The 18,223-nt window shown below is 65.2% G+C and carries 19 protein-coding genes, 1 tRNA gene and 1 pseudogene; 12 read left to right on the top strand and 9 right to left on the bottom strand.

Going from position 1 to position 18,223, the window contains the following annotated elements; all coding sequences use genetic code 11:
• Positions 1-71: 71 nt before the first annotated feature.
• From VNN77_02725 to VNN77_02705, 5 genes are all read right to left on the bottom strand, one after another.
• On the bottom strand, positions 72-803 hold the full coding sequence (locus VNN77_02725) for a maleate cis-trans isomerase (GenBank protein ID HXG50302.1): 732 nt from the start codon (positions 801-803) through the stop codon (positions 72-74).
• Positions 800-1,894: an amidohydrolase family protein gene (locus VNN77_02720; protein ID HXG50301.1), complete on the bottom strand. Its 1,095-nt coding sequence runs from the start codon at positions 1,892-1,894 to the stop codon at positions 800-802. The genes VNN77_02725 and VNN77_02720 overlap by 4 nt, the downstream gene beginning before the upstream one ends.
• 164 nt (positions 1,895-2,058) lie before the next feature.
• Positions 2,059-3,129, bottom strand: a complete 1,071-nt coding sequence (locus VNN77_02715) for a transporter substrate-binding domain-containing protein (GenBank protein ID HXG50300.1) — start codon at positions 3,127-3,129, stop codon at positions 2,059-2,061.
• 67 nt (positions 3,130-3,196) lie between these two features.
• Positions 3,197-4,147, bottom strand: a complete 951-nt coding sequence (locus VNN77_02710; GenBank protein ID HXG50299.1) for an ABC transporter substrate-binding protein — start codon at positions 4,145-4,147, stop codon at positions 3,197-3,199.
• A gap of 38 nt (positions 4,148-4,185) precedes the next feature.
• Positions 4,186-5,385, bottom strand: a complete 1,200-nt coding sequence (locus VNN77_02705) for an amidohydrolase family protein (GenBank protein HXG50298.1) — start codon at positions 5,383-5,385, stop codon at positions 4,186-4,188.
• Positions 5,386-5,527: 142 nt separating this feature from the next.
• Here VNN77_02705 and cofG point away from each other — a divergent pair, with 142 nt between their 5' ends.
• The 12 genes from cofG to VNN77_02645 all read left to right on the top strand — a co-directional run bounded on the left by cofG (position 5,528) and on the right by VNN77_02645 (position 14,058).
• The gene (cofG, locus tag VNN77_02700) at positions 5,528-6,709 is read left to right on the top strand and encodes a 7,8-didemethyl-8-hydroxy-5-deazariboflavin synthase CofG (protein HXG50297.1); all 1,182 of its coding nucleotides are present in this window, start codon (positions 5,528-5,530) and stop codon (positions 6,707-6,709) included.
• A 7-nt stretch (positions 6,710-6,716) separates the two neighbouring features.
• Positions 6,717-7,646, top strand: coding sequence for a 2-phospho-L-lactate transferase (gene cofD, locus VNN77_02695; protein HXG50296.1), 930 nt, complete (start codon positions 6,717-6,719; stop codon positions 7,644-7,646).
• A 28-nt stretch (positions 7,647-7,674) separates the two neighbouring features.
• Complete coding sequence (cofC, locus tag VNN77_02690; GenBank protein HXG50295.1) at positions 7,675-8,358, top strand: 2-phospho-L-lactate guanylyltransferase; 684 nt, start codon at positions 7,675-7,677, stop codon at positions 8,356-8,358.
• Positions 8,355-9,110, top strand: coding sequence for a coenzyme F420-0:L-glutamate ligase (gene cofE / locus VNN77_02685; GenBank protein HXG50294.1), 756 nt, complete (start codon positions 8,355-8,357; stop codon positions 9,108-9,110). Before cofC ends, cofE begins: the two co-directional genes overlap by 4 nt.
• 3 nt (positions 9,111-9,113) lie before the next feature.
• Positions 9,114-9,767: an NADPH-dependent F420 reductase gene (gene npdG, locus VNN77_02680; protein ID HXG50293.1), complete on the top strand. Its 654-nt coding sequence runs from the start codon at positions 9,114-9,116 to the stop codon at positions 9,765-9,767.
• 172 nt (positions 9,768-9,939) lie between these two features.
• A complete protein-coding gene (locus VNN77_02675) occupies positions 9,940-10,368 on the top strand; it encodes a DUF3568 family protein (protein HXG50292.1) in 429 nt (142 codons plus the stop codon).
• A gap of 32 nt (positions 10,369-10,400) precedes the next feature.
• Positions 10,401-11,285, top strand: a complete 885-nt coding sequence (locus VNN77_02670; protein ID HXG50291.1) for a hypothetical protein — start codon at positions 10,401-10,403, stop codon at positions 11,283-11,285.
• Between the two features lie 19 nt (positions 11,286-11,304).
• Complete coding sequence (locus VNN77_02665; GenBank protein ID HXG50290.1) at positions 11,305-11,751, top strand: hypothetical protein; 447 nt, start codon at positions 11,305-11,307, stop codon at positions 11,749-11,751.
• Positions 11,752-11,928: 177 nt separating this feature from the next.
• Entirely contained in the window at positions 11,929-12,510 is a 582-nt protein-coding gene (locus VNN77_02660; protein ID HXG50289.1) for a sigma-70 family RNA polymerase sigma factor, read from the top strand.
• Between the two features lie 9 nt (positions 12,511-12,519).
• On the top strand, positions 12,520-13,053 hold the full coding sequence (locus VNN77_02655; protein HXG50288.1) for a zf-HC2 domain-containing protein: 534 nt from the start codon (positions 12,520-12,522) through the stop codon (positions 13,051-13,053).
• A 40-nt stretch (positions 13,054-13,093) separates the two neighbouring features.
• Positions 13,094-13,330, top strand: a complete 237-nt coding sequence (locus VNN77_02650; GenBank protein ID HXG50287.1) for a DUF3106 domain-containing protein — start codon at positions 13,094-13,096, stop codon at positions 13,328-13,330.
• 146 nt (positions 13,331-13,476) lie between these two features.
• Positions 13,477-14,058, top strand: coding sequence for a hypothetical protein (locus VNN77_02645; protein HXG50286.1), 582 nt, complete (start codon positions 13,477-13,479; stop codon positions 14,056-14,058).
• Between the two features lie 73 nt (positions 14,059-14,131).
• Here the strand turns inward: VNN77_02645 and VNN77_02640 are convergent, their stop codons facing one another.
• The 4 genes and pseudogenes from VNN77_02640 to VNN77_02625 form a co-directional block, all read right to left on the bottom strand.
• A complete protein-coding gene (locus VNN77_02640) occupies positions 14,132-14,917 on the bottom strand; it encodes an ABC transporter substrate-binding protein (GenBank protein HXG50285.1) in 786 nt (261 codons plus the stop codon).
• A 320-nt stretch (positions 14,918-15,237) separates the two neighbouring features.
• A tRNA-Leu gene (locus tag VNN77_02635) sits at positions 15,238-15,323 on the bottom strand.
• 187 nt (positions 15,324-15,510) lie between these two features.
• Positions 15,511-16,409: pseudogene (locus VNN77_02630) on the bottom strand (DUF1156 domain-containing protein).
• On the bottom strand, positions 16,394-18,127 hold the full coding sequence (locus VNN77_02625; protein HXG50284.1) for an AAA family ATPase: 1,734 nt from the start codon (positions 18,125-18,127) through the stop codon (positions 16,394-16,396). Before VNN77_02625 ends, VNN77_02630 begins: the two are co-directional and overlap by 16 nt.
• Between the last annotated feature and the right edge of the window lie 96 nt (positions 18,128-18,223).

Below are 18,223 nucleotides of genomic sequence, written 5' to 3'. Positions count from 1 at the left end.
CGGATAACTGCTCGCGGGGAGGATGGGGCGGTAGCCTGCGAGGCAGCCGCCATGATGCAATGTCCACGTACTTACGAGCTCGCGATGAATTGCTGTCGGCCGGATTCAAACAGGCGCCCGAGCTTCCCGGCCGGCGGAGGCAGTCCCAGGCGCTCGAGGCAGGCCCAGAGCGTGGCCTGGTTGCTCGCGACCACGGGCTTGCCGAGATCCCGTTCCAACGGCTCGATCGCCTCGATCATCCGCGTGTTGGTGCAGCTGAGGAACAGGCCGTCGGCTTCCGGCGGAAAGTTCTGCCGGGCGATCTCGACCCACTGCTCCGGGGGCACGCTCCCGTAGCGCTTGCTTTCGAGGCCGAGTCCGACGTCGTGCAGCACGGTAAAACCGGCCTCGGCGAGGTAGCGGGCCTCGCGCTCGTTGGTTTCTCTGACGTACGGGCTGATCAGGACCAGCCGGCGCACGTCGAGGCGGAGGAGCGCCTCGCGGATCGCCTGCGCGGTGGTGATCACCGGACGGCCGCTCGCTCCCGCGATCGTCTCCACCAGAGCGGCCTCGTGGGCGAGGCCGTCCTCCATGGAGTTCGCGGTGCAGTGAAAGACAATCAGGTCCGGCTCGACATCCGACAGAGCTTCAGCCGCCTCCCGGAGCGCGCCCCGCAACTCCCCGAGGGGTTTGCGCCATCGGCCGGTCATGCGCAGCCGGGTGACATGGACGGCCAGCTCGGGCGGAGCGTAGCGGTGGAACTGCGGCTCGGTCAGCCGGTTGCTAGAAGGGATGATCAAGCCAAGGCGGGCCCCAGGCGTCATAAGCCCGCCGGGCGCAGCCTGTAGAACCGCCGCGCGTTCTCGTGCAGCACCGCCGATTTGTCGGCGTCGGTGAGCTCGCGGTTGTCGAGCATCTCGCCGATCTCGTGCTTGCAGAACTCGTTGTTGACCTCGTGCGGAAAATCGCTGGAGTAGAGGAACGGCTTCGCTCCCACGCGGCGGATGGCATGGGCGATATCGGGCTCGTCTCCTTCACAGCCGACGAAGATCCGGCCCTCGTCGATGTGGCGCGCGATGTAGTCGCTCACTTTCTCCTTCGGGCGCAGGCGGAGAAACCGGCCGCGGGGGTCGTGCTGGACGTGAGTTTCCCACGACCGGTCGAAGCGCTCGAGACAGAGCAGCAGCCATGCGACCCCGCCTTCCATGAACCCGAAGCGCGCGTTGGGAAAGCGGTCGAGGACACCGTTGAAGACGATGCCGGCGAAGGAGATCATCTGTCCGAACGGATGGCCGAGGGCGTGGACGGGGGCGTACGGGGTGAGATCGTCCAGCCCGAGGTTTTCGTGCGCCCCGCCGTGGATCCCGATCGCGCAGCCGAGACGGTCCGCCTCCTCGTAAATGGGCCAGTAGCGCGGATCGCCCAGATGCGCCTGGATCCCGGTGGAGGGCAGCATCGCGCCGCACATGCCCAGCTCCCTGACCGCCCGACGCAGCTCTTCAACGGCCGCTTCCGGTTCCTGCAGCGGAACGAGCGCCATCGCCTGGAAGCGGGGACTTTTCTTGAGGTATGTGTGGCAGATCCAGTCATTGTAGGCGCGCGCCACGTCGATCGCCCAGTCGCGGCTGACGATCTTTCCGAAAGCCAGCCCGAGGGTCGTGTACAGGACCGTGCTTTCGATCCCGACGTCCTCCAGGAAATCGACCCAGCCGTCCGGGCCGACTTTGTTGAAAGCGCCCGGCGGAAAATCGTGAAGGTTGGAAGAGTGGAGATGATCGAGCGGGGGAAAAGGGTTGAAGAAGGAGTGTGTCTCGTACTTTTCCTGATACGGGCGGGGCATGAACCCGACGATCGCCCGGGTATCCTCGATCACATGACCGTCGGCGTCGACGATAGCATGGCCTTGAAATGCCATCGGAAAACCTCCGCGTGGAGCTGTCTGCTCCTAAGGCAACAACAGAATCACCGCCCTGTCAAGCGGTGCGCCGCCGGATTTCGGTTTGCGAGGATCCGAACTTCTGGCGGCGCCTCGGCCTCGGGGCAGGCGACGGACTTGCGGACGGCGGCCGTGCCGCTATGTCAGCTGGCCGCGCCGAACCATTTCCTGTACAGCTGCTCGTAGACGCCGTTTTCCTTGAGCTTCAGCAACGCTTCGTTGACCGGTTTTCGGTGCGGGCTGTTCGGCGGAAACGCGATACCGTAGCTTTCCTTGCGAAAGATCGGGCCGACCACCTGCACCCGCCCCCGCCCCTGGCGCGCGGCGTAGTGAAGCAGCACCGGGGCATCGTACACCACCGCTTGCGCCCTTTCGCGCGCGAGCGCGTCCAGCGCCTCCTCGATGTCGGTGAACTCCAGCGGCTCGGCGTTTTGTTGCCGCAGATACTCCACCGAGGTGCTTCCCGAGACGGTGGCCACCCGCTTGCCCGGCAGGTCCTCGGGACCGTCGATCTCGCCGCGGAGTTCGTGGAGCGTCAGGGACGAGGTGACGCTGGCGGTGAAGTAGGCGATGAAAACCACGCTGGTGAACATCCAGATGACCGCCGCCACCCGGGCGGCGGCCGTCTTCGGCATCTGGTCGGCCTGCGTCGCCAGCGTCGCCGCCGCCCACCAGCACGCTTCGAAGATCCCGGGAAAGTAGGAGCGGTGGATGAGCAGGCCGCCGGGAGCGCGCCGCTCGAAGAACCACACGATGTGGGCGGGAACGAGAATGATGCCGGCGACGGCTGCGACCAGCGGCAACACCGCCGAGCTGAAGACTCCCGAGACGAGATTGTGGAAGAACCCGATCCCGGCCGGCTGGGCCGGGACGAGGATTTGAAGCCCCGCGTCGAACATCGGGTGGGAGAAGTCCCATCGCATCTCGCGCTCGGCGGTGATCGAGATCGCGGCGATACCGAGGTCGGCTTCCCCGGAGCGCACGGCTTCGAGAAGCTCCCTCACGGTGGGCTTGACGACGAAATCGGATCGCACGTTGAGCTGGCGGGCGATCTCTTCCCACAGCTCGATGCTGAAGCCGGTGAGCTTTCCTCCGTCCTGCAAAACGAAAGGCTTGACCGGGCGCGTGGCGACCCGCAGCTTCTCTCGGGCGGGCTGCGCGAAAGCCGTTGCGGCGCCGAACAGCACCGCGACCAGAATCACCCATGTCTTCATGGCGTGGACACGGCGCGGCCAGCGTCGGTAACGGGCCGCGCTTCCGGCTTCTCCAGCGCCGCCTTGGCTAGCCGCCGGCGGGAAGCAGCGAAAAATCGAGAAACTTCTGCGGGTCCACGTCGGCGGGAATCGGCCGTTCGCGCCGCAGGAGATCGACGTAGCCGCGCGCGACCTTCGGGTCGAGCCGCCCGTCCTTGTTGAGCAGCTTGAGCAGCGTCGCATACGTTTGCTCGGCCTCGGCGGTGGTGACCTTGAACTTTTCGGCGACCATTCTCGTGCTCTCGACGCGGTTGGCGCGGATCCAGGAAACCGACTCCATCAGCGCGGCGAGCGCAGCCCGTACCGTTTCCCGGTTGTTCTTGATCTCGGCCTGCGAGGTGACCACGCCGACGTACGGAATGTCCACGAGGTCTCCGAGGAACATGAATTTCTTGAAACCCAGCGAGACCGCCTTGTCGTCGAAGGGGGGCGTCACCACCGTACCGGCCACGCGACGGCTGACGAGGGCCGTAAAGCTGTCCGCCGTGCCTCCCGTGGTGATGATGCCGACGTCCTTCTCGGGAATCTCCCACTTCTTGAGCGCTGCCTGGAGGAAGTAGTGGGGCGACGTTCGGATGCCGGAGATGGCGATGTTCTTGCCGATCAGGTCCTGAGGCTTGTTGATCTCCTTGCTGGTCACGAGGACCCATGGAGCCCCGTTGCAAAAATTCAGCACCACCACGACCGGCAGGCCCGAGACGGCGGCGGAAATGCCCGTCGAGACGGATGGAAAGAAATTGATGTTGCCGTTGATGAGCGCTTGCGGCTGGATGCCGGTGCGCATCTGGATGTACTCGGCCTCGAGGCCGTGCTTCCGCAGTATGCCCTTTTCCCGCGCCACGTAAAAAGGCAGGTAGGAAAACGCCAGGGAGGGAAAGCCGACGCGGATTTTCCTAACCCCGTCCGCCCCTGAAACGAACACGGGCGCGGCGAAAGAGAGCGCCAGCGCCAGAACGATCGCGGAACTCTTGGCAGGCATCGCCCCTCCTTGAAACTCGAGCTTATACGGGCACGATTCTACGCGACTGCCGCCCCGACGGCCGCCTTCCCGATCCAGCCGCGGCGCGCGGCGGAAAGAGCGGCGGGAGCGGGAAGATCGGTCAGCTTGAAGAAACGGACGGCGTTCTGCCCCAAAAGCCTTTTTTTCCGCGCGAAGCTGAGATCTCCGCACTCGACGATGTCCCTGACGGAGTCGGGGAACCGGCAATCCCAATGGCAGTAGTCCGAGGCATAGAGAACCGTCTGCTCGCCGTTGGCCGCGAGAACGCGGTCCAGGCCGCTTTCCTCCGATTCGCAGGTAACCACGATCTGCTCGCTCGCGATGATCTCGCTGGGTCGGCGCTTGAGGTCGGGCATCTGCGGCGCGAGCCTTTCCAGATGCTCGTCGAAGCGCTCCGCCCAGTACGGCAGCCAGCCCGCGCCGCCTTCCATGAAGCCCACCCTCAGCTTCGCGAAGCGGTCGAACACTCCCTCGCCAATCATGTGCATCATGGCGATCATCAATTCGAAAGGAAAAGCCGTCATGTGGACGTAGACGTACTTGAAGAAGCGCTCGCTCCCCGCACCCATGACTCCGGAAACCCCCGGCACGCCATCATGGCCCGTCTGGGGATGGACGCAAAGCGGCATGCCGAGCGACTGCGCGCAGTCGTAGATCGGATCGAACATCGGATCGCCCATGTTGCGGCCGTAGACGTTGGTCGGCAGCATCGCTGCGACCGCGCCGGCCCTGGCGAGGTATTCGAGCTCGCGGACCGCCGCTTGCGGCGCCTGGCACGGGATCAGGCCCACGGCTTTCAGCCGCTCGCGATCCGCGGAGCAATACTCGAGGAGCCATTCGTTGACGGCCCGGCAGAGGACAGCGGCGAGCTCCCCGCTCATCAACCCGTTGACGGTGAGCGCGATCTGCGTGCCGAAAAGGACCGCCACGTCGATCCCCTCGAGATCCATGTCCTTGAGCCGGGCGGCCGGATCGGTCATCCCCGGCCGACTCTTGCGCGCCTTGTCGGTCATGGGGCCGGAAACGCCCGGTCCGGGCCCCTGAGAAGCTGACCAGATGCGCCCCTCGAGCAGGATCCGAGAGTTTCCCTGATTGTCCTTGAGCCGTACCGGAGCCTGCGATCGCCACTTCTCGGGCATACGGCTGCGCAAGTCGACATCGCCCTCGTAGACATGACCGTCCGCGTCGACGACCAGCACGTCGTTCCAATCGTCCATCGATTTTCTCCCGGCCGCCGCGTCGCCCGCGGCCGCCGTCCCAAAGCCGGCGCAGAGTCTAGGCGGAGCCGGTGGCGCTGTCAAGCGAGCGACGCGCTTTGTTGACCGGTCCGAAGCGATCCGATATCAAGCAAGAATCTCCATGGAACGCGTGCTCCAGGATTGCGCCGACGGAAGGCCCCTTACCCGGGAAGCGGCGCTTCGCCTGGCGGAAAGCGCCGAGATCGAGCCCTTGCTGGCGGCCGCGGCCGCTCTGCGGGATCGGGGGAAAGGGAAGGTCGTCAGCTTTTCTCCGAAGGTCTTCCTTCCGCTGACCAACCTCTGCCGCGACTTCTGCGGCTACTGCACCTTTCGCAGGGCGCCAGGCGAGCCGGGGGCCAGGACGATGACCATCGAGGAGGTCCTCAGGACAGCGCGCCGGGGCGAAACGCTCGGCTGCACCGAGGCCCTCTTCAGTCTCGGGGACAAGCCGGAAGCGATCTACCCTGAAATGCGGAGCTTTCTGGCGCAACGCGGGATGCGGCGCACGCTCGACTATCTCTACGAAGCCTGCAGCGCGGTGCTCGCGGAGACCAGGCTTCTGCCCCACTGCAACTCGGGCCTCATGGGCGGGCGCGACCTCACGCGCTTCAGGGAGGTAAACGCCAGCGTCGGATTGATGCTGGAAAGCGTGAGCGAACGGCTCGCGTCGCCCGGGGGGCCGCACGCGGCCGCTCCCGATAAAAAGCCGGCGACCCGTCTGCGCATGATCGAAACCGCGGGAAGGCTGCGGATCCCGTTCACCACGGGGATCCTGATCGGCATCGGCGAGACTTGGCCGGAGCGAGTGGATTCGCTTTTCGCGATTCGCGCCTTGCACGAGCGCTACGGGCACATCCAGGAGGTGATCATCCAGAACTTCCGGCAAAAGCCCGACATCCCCATGCGCGCTCACCGCGAGCCGACGCACGCGGAAATGATGAAGACGATCGCCCTCGCCCGGCTGATCCTGGGAAGCACCATGAACATCCAGGCGCCGCCCAACCTGGCGCCGGACGGCTACGGCGACTACCTGCGCGCCGGGATCAACGACTGGGGCGGAGTGTCTCCGCTGACGCCGGACTTCATCAATCCCGAAGCGCCGTGGCCGGCCCTGCAGGTGCTGCGGGAGAAGAGCGCCGAGGCCGGTTTCGAGCTCAAGGCGCGCCTGCCGGTTTACCCGGAGTTTATCAACGACCGCTTTCTCGCACCCGGCCCGCTCGCACTGGCCCGTCGGCTCTGCGGGCCGGACGGTTACGTGATCGGCGGCGGTCCGCTCCGGGCGCTCGCCTCCGCCGGGCTTTGAGGTCGTCGTGCTCGTAGCATTGAGCGGAGGCAGTGGCGGAGCCAAGCTGGTCGAGGGCTTGGCGCGCGAAAGCGACCCTGGAAAGCTCACGGTCGTTTGCAATACCGCCGACGATGTGGTCGTGCACGGTCTCCATGTCTCGCCGGACCTCGACACCGTCATGTACACGCTCGCCGGCCTGCGCGACGACGCGAAGGGCTGGGGGATTCGGGGCGACACGTTCCACGCCCTGGAGCAGCTCGGGCGCTACGGCCGCGAAACCTGGTTTCGACTCGGCGACCGGGATCTGGCGACGCACATCGTCCGGACCGAGCTCCTGTCCCGGGGGTACAAGCTCTCGCAGGTAACCGCAGAGCTTTGCGGGCGGCTCGGGGTGGCGGCGGTGGTTCTGCCGATGGCGGACGAGCGCGTTGTGACCCGAGTGAAGACCCGCGACGGGGACGTGCTCGCTTTCCAGGAATACTTCGTGCGAAGGCGCTGGCAGCCGGAGGTGGCCGCGATCGCTTACGAAGGCCTCGATCGCTGTCGGCCCGCGCCGGGGCTGCTTCGAGCTATCGGCGAGGCAACCGTGATCGTTGTCTGCCCGAGCAATCCGGTGACGAGCATCGGGCCGATTCTCGGAGTCCCGGGTATCCGGGACGCGCTCCGCGAGACCAGGGCCAGGGTGGTCGGTGTGAGCCCGCTCGTGGGCACGAGGGCAATCACCGGGCCGGCCCACCGCTTGATGGCTGCCGCTGGCATGGAGCCCTCCGCGTACGGCGTAGCCGCCGCCTACGCCGATTTTCTCGACTGCTTCGTGATCGATCGCGCCGACCGGGGAGAAGAGCCGAGACTGCGCAGCCTGGGGATCGAGACCGCGGCCACCGACATTCTCATGGACTCGGTTGCGGCCAAGTCGCGGCTGGCGCGCGAGGTCTTGGCCTTGGCGAAAGAATAATGCTAAACAAAAATTTTTACGGCGTGTCATGAAAGTCGCGGCTCTGATACCGGTGAAGGATTTTCGCAACGCCAAGCACCGCTTGAGCCCAGCCTTGCGGGAAGCCGAACGTGAGCGGCTGGCGGAGGCGATGTTCCGCGACGTGCTGAGGCGGGTCCTGGCCGCCGCGGGCCTCGCTGCCACATACGTGGTCACGGGCGACCAACGGGTCGCCGAGATCGCGCGCTCGCTCGGCGCCCGGGTGCTTCGCGAAAGCGCGGAGCGGGGTGAAACCGAGGCGGTGAACTTTGCGCGCTCGGAGGCGCGGCGTGCGGGGCATGAAGCCGTGCTGATCCTGCCGGCTGATCTTCCGCTGCTGCGAACCGAGGACGTGGAGGCGCTGCTCGCCTCGCTCCCCACGGAACGGCCAGCGCCGTTTGCCCTGCTCGTGCCCTCGCACGACCGGCTCGGAACCAACGCTCTCCTGCTGGCGCCGCCGGAAATCATCGAGCTCCGCTTCGGGTACGACAGCTTCAACTACCACCTCGAGCAGATTTCGGTCCGGGGGTTGCCGCCCCGTTTCGTCGAGAACGAGCGTCTGGCGCTCGACATCGACGAGCCGCGGGACCTCGAACGATTTCTGGAACGCGGCGATGCGGACGGCGAGACGAGCCGCGTCGTTCTGGAGATGCTCGGGGAGCCTCGGCGGGCGCTGCTCGGGGGAATCCGTTGAGAGCGCTGCAGCTGTTCGGGCTCACCGGCATCGGAGAGATCCGGGCCGGCGACGCGGTCGGCCTGTTGATCTGCGAGGCCTGCGCGCGCAACGGCGTGCGGCTGGAAGAGGGCGACGTCGTCGTCGTGGCCCAGAAGATCGTCTCGAAAGCCGAGGGACGGATCGTCCGGCTGGAGGAGGTGCGCCCTTCGGCGCGCGCATCCGAGCTGGCGCGCGTGCTCGACAAGGACCCGGCGCTGGTGGAGCTGATCCTCCGCGAGAGCCGGGGAATCGTGAGGACCGGAGCGCGCGCGCTGATCGTGGAGACCCGTCACGGCTACGTCTGCGCGAACGCGGGAGTGGATCAGTCGAACGTCGGGCCGGGGTGGGTGGCGCTCTTGCCGGAAGACCCGGACGCGTCCGCTCGACGGATCCGCGACGAGATTGCGGGCAGGACCGGAATCTCGCCCGCGGTCGTTATCAGCGACAGCTTCGGCCGTCCGTGGCGCATCGGAACCGTCGACGTAGCCGTCGGCATCGCCGGGCTCAAACCCGTGCGCGACGAGCGCGGCCTCAAAGACCCCTACGGCTACCAGCTCAAGGCGGCCGTCGCGGCCGTCGCCGACGAGATCGCCGCCGCGGCCGAGCTGGTGATGGGCAAGCGAGACGGCGTTCCCGTCGTGGTCGTCCGCGGTTGTGAAATCGAAAAGGAGGAAAGGTCGGTCAAAGAGCTTCTTCGCCCGGAGGCGGAGGATCTTTTTCGCCGCTTCTGAACCATGGAATCACAGTTTTCCGTCGCTATCGTCGGAGGAACCGGCAGCCTGGGGAGCGCGTTGGCTCTACGGTTGGGCGCGCCCGGGGTGAAGGTGATCATCGGGTCGCGCGACGCGCAGAAAGCGCAAAAGGCCGTCGACAGCCTGAGGCCGCGCATGCGCGGGGGAGAGCTGACCGGGACGACGAACCAGGAAGCGGTCAAGCAAGGGGATTTCGTCGTCATCGCCGTGCCATACGAAGGTCAGGCGGAGATGGTCCGGGGCCTCAAGGGTCAGCTCGGCGGCAAGATCGTGATCGATACGGTCGTGCCGCTGAAAAAGGGCCGGCCCTTCGTCCCGCCGGCCGGCTCGGCGCTGCTCGAGGCTCAAGAGATCCTGGGCGGCGAAGCGCCCGTGGTCGGTGCGCTGCACAACATCTCGGCAGCCGATCTCGGCGAGATCGACGCGCAGCTCGGCGACGTCCTCGTCTGCGGCGACAGCGAGGAAGCCAAGCAGAAGGTCATGGAGATCATCCGCCGCATCGGGGCGCGCGCCTTCGACGCCGGCCCGGCGGCCAACGCTTACGTCGTCGAAGGCATCACCGGGATCTTGATCCACCTGAACCGCAAGTACAAGTCCAAACACGCCAGCGTCAGGATCACGGGCATCGGAGACTGAGACGACGGGATTTTTCCCAGGATCGCCGGGCGGCACGTAGAAATTACGAGGCGCGGAACAATTTTTTTCTCCAAGCCGTCCTTCCCCGGAGACCTCGGGGGGTAGAAACTCCCGGGCGTTCCAAATCGGTCGTCCCTTTCGCTTGGCTTGGAACTTGCCTGCGGTGTCCGGTATGGAACGCTGCAAACTCTGCAGGTATCTCGCTGCATTTCTCTGTCTTCCAGCGCTTCTCGGCGGGTGCGCCGCCGTCGGCCTGACGCTTTTCGGTGTGGGAGCGGGAGTGGCGACCGGCACGTCGGTTTCCTACACCCTCGACGGCATCGCCTATCGCACCTTTACGGCTCCGCTCCCTCAGGTCGAGCAGGCCACGCGCAAGGCTCTTGATCAGATGGGCATCGTGATCGAGGCCACGGCGACCACGGAGCAAGGCAAGGCGATCAAAGCCGTCGGCAACGATCGAGACATCGAGATCGAGCTGGAGATCGTGAGCCCGAAAACCACCCGTATCCGCACCGTCGCGAAGCAGGGCGTCTTTTTCAAGGATCGGGCGACCGCAACGGAGATCATCCTGCAGACCGAGAAGGTCCTCGGGTTGACATAGCAGGGACGGACACGAAAGGGGAGGGCGCAATAATGAAAACGAAGGCGCTTTTGGGAGCCGCGATCCTGGCGATCGGGGTGCAGTCGCAGGCCGGGGCGGATACGACGGCAACGCTCAACACCGAAGCCGCGCGAATGAACACGCTCGCCGCCCATCGCGGGGAAAGCAACGTCGTCGGCAAGATCAGCAACGATTTTTCTTCTTTTCTCGGCGCGGACGCACCGACGGTGGTCAGCGGCCTGAGAAACGGAACGCCGATCATCCTGACCAGCACGGTGCCGGGGCCGACGCCGGGAACCACGACCTTGAGCCAGACCATCATCAATCCTCCGACGGGGAAAATGGGCTTCGGCAACGTCTACATCTCCCTGGCCCTGGCAAAACAGCAGCTGAGCCAGATGGGCATCACGCAACCGACCCCGGAGCAACTGCAGGCGGCGCTTACCGGGGGGACGATCACCGTGGGTTCCGGACCCACGGCAACGACCCAGACGCTGGACGGGATTCTCACCCTGCGAAGCCAGAACATGGGCTGGGGACAGATCGCCCAGAAGCTGGGCTTCAAGCTCGGGCCGGTCATCAGCGGCATGAAAAGCGCCAACCAGAACCTGGCCAGCGCCGCCACGACGACGTCTAACACTACGGGAGCTGCGGCGGCGACCGCAGGCAAGCCTCACGGGAAGTCGCAGAGCGGGATCGTCTCGGCCGGCGGTAAACCGCAGGGCGGGACGAACGTGGGCGCGGGGAAGAAAAGCTCTGGTGAAGGTATCGTGAGCGCCTCGGGCCGCCCCGGGGGCGGAAACGCCTACGGCCACGGAAAGGGGATTGTCACCGGTTCCGGCTCCGCAGTGGGCGGGGGCGTCGTGAGCGCGGGCGGGCACGGGAACTCCGCGAATGCCAAGGGCCATAACAAGTGAGGCCGGAAAGGAAATCGAAATGAACTCTCATCTGCTTCGTCCCGGCGGCGGGGCCATCGGGGCGGCGCTGTTGTCCTTCCTGTTCCTGACTCTTTCCCTGGCGGGCGCGGCCAGAGGGTTCAGCGACAAGGATCGTCCATCTTACTTTCTGCCCGAAGAGCGCCGGATCATCGAGGAATACTACCGCCGGCAGCTTTCATCGAGGAAGGGCCTCCCGCCGGGTTTGGCGAAAAAAGGCAAGTTGCCCCCCGGGCTCCAAAAGCACCTGGAGAAAAACGGCACGCTCCCGCCGGGTCTGCAGAAGCGGCTCGAGCCCCTTCCCGTCGACCTGCGCCGGCGCCTGCCGGCTCTGCCCGAGTACTGGGAACGGGTGATCATCGAACGCGACGTGATATTGCTGGACCGGCGGACCAACCGGATCCTCGACATCATCGAAAACGTAATCGGCCTGGCGACCGGCCGCTAGCCGGCCTCGCATCAACTCTTTCCGACCTGTGCCCCGGCAGCCCGGGTGCCGGGGGCCTCTTTTCAGGCCTTTTCTCCCCGAAACCGGGAGGGCGACGAAGTAACTTATCCAAGGGTGGCGCGTCTAACCGCGTGTAAGGCGCTGCCGGCCCGAGGTGGAACGGGTTCGTGACGATCCATGGATAGATCCTCTCTCCAGAACGCTCGGGACGAGGAGCTGGTGGCTTTGTGCCAGCAGGGCCGGGCGGAGGTCTTCGAGATACTGGTCTCGCGGTACATGCAAAAAGCGTTTCGCATCGCGATGGATTTCACCCGTGACGTGGAGGACGCCAAGGACCTCTCTCAGGAAGCATTCTTGCGCGCCTTTTCACGGATCAGGCAGTTCGACGGCCGCTCCAGCTTCTATACATGGTTCTATCGCCTGGTGGTGAATCTCTGTCTGGACTATACCCGGCGCCGGGGCAGGGTGATCTGGCAGCGACTGGAAAGGGAGACCGATGAGGGCCCGGAGCTCAAAGAGCTGGTCGACACCGCGTCTTCGCCCGACGGCGAAGCCATCGCGGTGGAAGCCAGACGACGGGCCGACGAAACGCTCAAAGCAATGCCGAAGAAGCAGCGCACGGCGTTCCTCCTCCGCAACCACCAGGGGCTTTCGATTGCGGACATCGCCAAGGTTCTCAAGACCACCGAGGGAACGGTGCGGGTCTATCTCCACCGCGCGGTGGCGGCGCTCAGGCAAAGTCTGCTGGAGTTCGTTTAGGAGAGTCGGATGATGCCGTTTGGAAAATCGCCGAAAGGAAGGAGCTGCAAGCAGCTTGCGGAAGACCTGGTGCTCTATTATTACGGCGAGCTCGAGGCCGGGGATCGGCCGCGCGTCGAGGCTCACGTGGAACGGTGCGTCTCGTGCCGCGGTTTTCTCGACGACCTGCGCCGCCTGCTTCCGGCGATGGCCAAGAGCGACCCGCTGCCGGAGAGCTTCTGGGACGACTATTACCGGGAAATGGTGGCCAAGCTTTCGGCCTATCAGGAGCGCCGCTCGTGGTGGAAAGAGTTCCTGGCGCCGATGCGGTCGTGGGCGATTCCGGCTTTCGGGACGGCCATGGCGGTGGTTTTGGGTCTTGGGCTGACGCTCACGAGCCTGAAGTGGAACAAGGCGCGGCAGCCGGAACCGATTCCTCAGGAGATCCTGTCGGACGCGAACAAGCTGGAGTTCTTCAAGTCGATGGACCTGGTGGAGGCGTGGATCCAGCTCGAGCAGCAGGACGGGTCGAGGCTGGAATCGGGACAATCGCGTAACCTCTGAACGTACGATGGCTCGAAGCTGTCGAAATACTTTAGGTCTCTTGCTGGTAGCGTTGACGCTTTTCCTGCCCGGGGCCGCCTGGAGCCGGGACTCGGGCTCGCGCTGGAACGACCTGAGCCCGCGGGAGAAGGAAAAGGTGCGGCGCAACTACGAGAGATGGCAGACTCTTCCCCCCAAGGACAAGGAACGTCTGCGCGAGGAGTGGGATCGCTGGCAGAAGCTTCCCAGCGATCAACGTGAGCGGCTGCGGCGGCGCTTCGACGAGCTGAGGCGCTAAATTAAGGACCGCGTCCGGCTCCCGCCACCCGCCACCCTTCCCCCCTTCTCTCGCTTCGGCATGACCCGCCGGTCCCTCTTGGCCGTCCCGCCCTTGGCAAGCGCCGCGCTTGCGCGCTATAAGCGGTGCTGCGAGGAGGAATCGCCATGTCGAATCGCTTGCCGATCTTCGAAAAGTTCATCCAGGATCTGCGCGCCGTCTGGGCGTCGGTGGACGACACCGAAAAACGAATGAAGCAGGCCAAGATGCTGCTCGAAAAGCTGGTGGCCGATCCGGCGATGCGCGAGCACTCCAGGAGCTGGCCCTCGACCGAGGGGCACAGGAACCTCCTGCTCTACGAAGATCCCGATTACGGCTTCGTCGTCAACGCGGTGGTGCGCGTTCCGGGCCGCGACGGCCGCATTCACGACCACGCGCACGCGTGGACCGCTTACGGCGTGCTGGACGGAAGCGAATGGCTCGAGCGTTATCGCCGGGTCGACCCCGGGGAAAAGGAAGGCTACGCCGTGATCGAGCTGGAAAGCGTCACCGAAGGACGTCCCGGGAAAGTCGATCTCGTGCCCCCGTACGCCGTTCACTCCGAAAAGGGCGGCCCGGGCCGCTCCGTCGCGGTCATCGTGCGGTCCGTGCGCGTCGCGGGCCGAACACCGCAAGGGCGCTACGACGCGAGAACCAACGAGTACTCCCGCGGCGACGGGCCGACCCAGATTCCCTTCGAGATCGCCTGAGCGCCCGGGCCGGTACCCATACGGACGCAAGCGGCGGAGCGGCGGCTGCGCCGGTCGCTGAGAATTTCTCGCGCTACCTGATCACCCTGTCCGCGCGGGCGAGCAGCGGCTGCGGAACATCGAGCCCAAGCTGTCTGGCGGCCTTGAGGTTGATCACCAGCTCGAAGGTCCTGGGCTGCTCGATCGGCAAATCGGCGGGCCTGGCGCCCTTCAGGATCCTGTCGACGTAATACCCGACGCGCCGGGCGGTTTCCAGGGTCGGTCCGTAGGTCAGAACCGCCCCCTCGTCGCTGAAAATTTTCCATGCCGAAAATACCGGCAAACGGTTCCTGACGGCGAGATCGATCAGACGCCTCCGGTTGGGAATGGTGAATCCGCCCGGGGCGAGGACGAGCGCCTCCGCGCGGGCCTCCAGCGCGGCACGAACCGCTCTTTCGACCTCGTCAGCCCGGGCCGGCCGCGGTATCTCCACGGACTGAAGATGGAGGCCGAGAGCGGGCGCCACCGCCAGCATCCCCTTGAGTTCGTTGTCGACGTGGGCCGGCTCCCACAGGATCGCAACGCGGGAAACGCCGGGCATCGTTTCTTTGAGCAGCTCGAGGCGCTTACCGGACAGCTCGTCCGTAAGGAACGTTATGCCCGCCAGGTTTCCCCCGGGCCGTGCAAGGCTGGCGACGAATCCGGTCCGCAGCGGATCCTGGCTCGTAGCCATCACGATCGGAATGACTCCCGTGGCCCGTTTGGCGGCGGTCACGCCGGCGCTGAAGGTCACGATAACGTCCACGTCCGGCCGGGCTAGCTCCGTGGCAAACCGGACGAGCCGCCAGGTCGTTCGCCCGTGTGCAATGGCAAGGGCCATGCCATCGCTCGACGACTTCAGAGCAGCGTAAGGTATCAACGATAAAGGTTAAGAACCAAGAAAGCAGAAAGGCAAACCGCAGCCGTGGTGGTAATCCGGCGACGGAGCGTAGCAAATTTGATTCGCCCTTCGGCGGCCGCTTGCGAGGGTTCTGGCGGCCGAGGGGGAAGGGAGGAGCCATCGCCCGGCGGACGTGCGCTCGAACCGAAGGCAACCCGGGTCGTCGGGTGTACTGGTATCGTGTGAAGGCCTGGATGATTACCCGGGACCGACCACGCGCTCTTTCGACGCTTTTCCCGGAAACCTGGACGTGATTTTCATGGTGCCGGAGGAGGGACTTGAACCCTCACGGGGTTGCCCCCACCGGATTTTGAGTCCGGCGCGTCTGCCATTCCACCACTCCGGCAACGCTGGTTTTTTGACTTACTTAGAAAAGCCGCCGACGGCCTCGACACCGTTTCTACTAGCACCTAGTTGTGTGCCAGACCCGGATCGACGACTTTCGCTCTATTTTTCTCCGCCCCGAGGTACTTTTCAAGGGCCGCGCCAGAAATCTCGGTGGTCCCGCGTGTCTACTGTCCAAGCTCCACAAGCTTCGTTCCATTCTTCGCCGCCTCCTGACCCGTCCGCTTGCCGATCTTCACCGTGAAGCGGTAGCCGCCATCCTCGATCACCGGCTCGACGTAAACCTCCTTGCCGGCCTTCGTCGAGATCATGAAGGTCGAAGCGATCGGGACTTCCACGTGTGCGAAGGCTGGGTTGGGGCTTTTGACCGTGCGCGCCCATGGCCAGGGGATCACCTTCAGCTTGCGGCCCACGTAGGGCTTAAGGTCCGGCCGGCCCGTGGCCATCTCGGTGGTGACCTCGACCTTGGGGTACAAATGGCCAATGCGTTTTTCCGCCTCGTCGCGCGTCCACTGGCCGTAGTAGCGCACGTCCTCGGCCAAGCCCTGCGCGCCACGCCACGCGCGCGATCAGCGACTTTTCCTTGCGCGTTTGCGGGTTCACCGGCGGCCGACCCGCGAAGCGCAGCGGGATTTCGATCATCGCCTTGTTGATCAGCACCGCCACCGGATTCAGATCGCTCGCATAGTGCTCCAGTCCCAGCCGCTGCCCCTCCCGCGGCAGGCTACCGCCGCCCGCGAAGGGGTTGTGATAGGCAGGCAGCCTGTCGGGGTCGAAAAGCTCGGCCGCCCCAGAATGATCCCGGTGCTCGGCACAGTCCCGGCGCCAGCTCTTCCAGATTTCGTACCGCGCCCGCGCGAGCACGGCTTCGTTCGTGGTGTTTTCCCACAAAGAGGTCCGACTGCGCCGAGGGGTCGTCCACCATCTGCGCGAAGATCTCCGCCCGCGCCGCCGCCAACGGCCGCCGCGCCCACCACTGGTGAAGATTCCTCGGGTGCCCTTTTAGAAACGGATTACCTTTCTCATCTACGGCGGCCGTGTTGACAATTTCGAGAGGCAGAGCGACCTCGATCAGTTTCTTTTTGATTCGTCTAGTCCTCTCGCGGGCCGGGCCTGGTTCGCTACTTCGACGACGCAGTCGAGCTTCTCGCGCACCTCGGGATCGAGCTGCGCGACCGGCACGAAGCGGGCCAGCGTGTGGTAGTCGGTCTTCGCCATCAGGTTCGGAAGAGAGAGCTTCTCGAAGAACTTGCGAAATAGCGGATCGAGGAAGTCGTCGCTCGCCTTGAGGTCCGCGCTGTCGGGCGCGGGCTTGCCGAGCGCCGCGAGTGCACGGGCGATCTCGTCAAGGGTTTCTTCCATGGTCCGGCGCCACGTGGAGCCGAACAGCTCATCCCCCTCGCGTTCGCCCATCGCCTGCGCCCAGGCGAGCAGTGTGTCGCGCTGGCAAAGGTAGTTTTCGATCTCGCGCCGGCGCCAGCTCAGTTGTACGAGGTTGGGGTCGTCGGCGAGCGGCTGGCTCAGGCGGTCGTAAAGCGCAATTCCCTTGAGGTCGGGCTTGGCCTCGCGCAGGCCGTAAAAATGATGCCGTGCCTGGCCGGGCTGGTTGGCGACGTAGTAAACGAACGGCCGGGCCAACAATTCAGCCGCCGGATGCGCCAGCGCCTCGGCGAATGCGCGCAGAATGGCGAGATCGGTCGAACCCTCGAGATAGAGAACCCAGCCCGTTTCTTCCGCTTGCACGTAATGCTCGAAGCCGATGTCCTTGAGCGCCTTGAGCACCTGGCTGCCGCGATCGTCTATGCGATGCGGACGGCCGACGAAGGCGATGACGGTGTCGCGGTCGGCCGCTTCGTTCAGGATCACCTCCGAATGGCTCGCCGCAATGATCTGGCTGCCGGTTTCTGCGGCCGTGCGGGTCAACACGTCGTAGATCTGGCGCTGCCGCAGCACTTCCAGGTGCGCGTCGGGCTCGTCCAGCAGTAACACGGCGCCCGGATTCGCGCTCATGTGCGCCAACAACAGTAGCGTCTGCTGCTGGCCCCGCCCGCTGGCGGAAAGGTCCAGGCGAATGCCGCGCGGCGTGCGGAAAGTCATGACGATTTCGCCCCGCTCGCGGACGTACTGCGGGTCGTCGAGCTTGACGCCGAACAGCATTTCCATCCGCTCGACGATGCGTGGCCACGCATCGTCACCGCGCTGCAGCGCCTGCCAACACAGATTGCGCAGCACCTCGGCGGTCCTGCCTTCGCCGAGCCGAACCTGGATCGCACCTTCATCGAGCCGCGTCTCGCTGGCGGCCAACCCCGACATCGGCGGCAGATAGGCGAGACGGACCTCGGCTGCCGCAGCGGGAAGTTCGAGCCGTCGCCCGTCTGTGCCCAGCCGCGAGCGGCAGTAAAAGGACTCCTCGTTCGCATAGTCGAATTCCAGGCCGGTGGTCCAGACCTGGCCCGCGTCGATTCCGTCCACGTCGATCTTGATCAGGACGTTGCGCGTCCTCGACTTGCCCCCGTGACGATAGCCCTCGCGCACGTGCAGATCACGCCACAGCAGGTTGGCGGCGGGCACCGGCAAGGCGACAAGGTCGCGGCGGTTGAGCGTGACGCCGGCGCGCTCCTTGGGAATGTTGCCGGACCCGCGCCGTTCGACCCAACGCCTTACACCCGCATTCCAGAGCGCGAGCGCCTGCAGCGCTGAGGTTTTGCCCGAGTTGTTGGGACCGACGAACACCACGCGTGCGGCGAGTTCGATCTCCACGTCCTCGAACAGCTTGAAATTGTGGATGCGCAGTCTCGTCAGCATCTTGAGCCTCGGTCTGGCCAACGCGCAGTGCTCCGACACAGCGCGGAGCGATACCGGGGGCGGATGGATTTCTCACGCGCCGACGCCTCGTTGATC

It is taken from the genome of Candidatus Zixiibacteriota bacterium (genome assembly GCA_035574315.1).
GTDB lineage: Bacteria > Desulfobacterota > Binatia > UBA9968 > UBA9968 > DATLYW01.
This window is presented reverse-complemented; position numbering and strand designations above follow the sequence as displayed.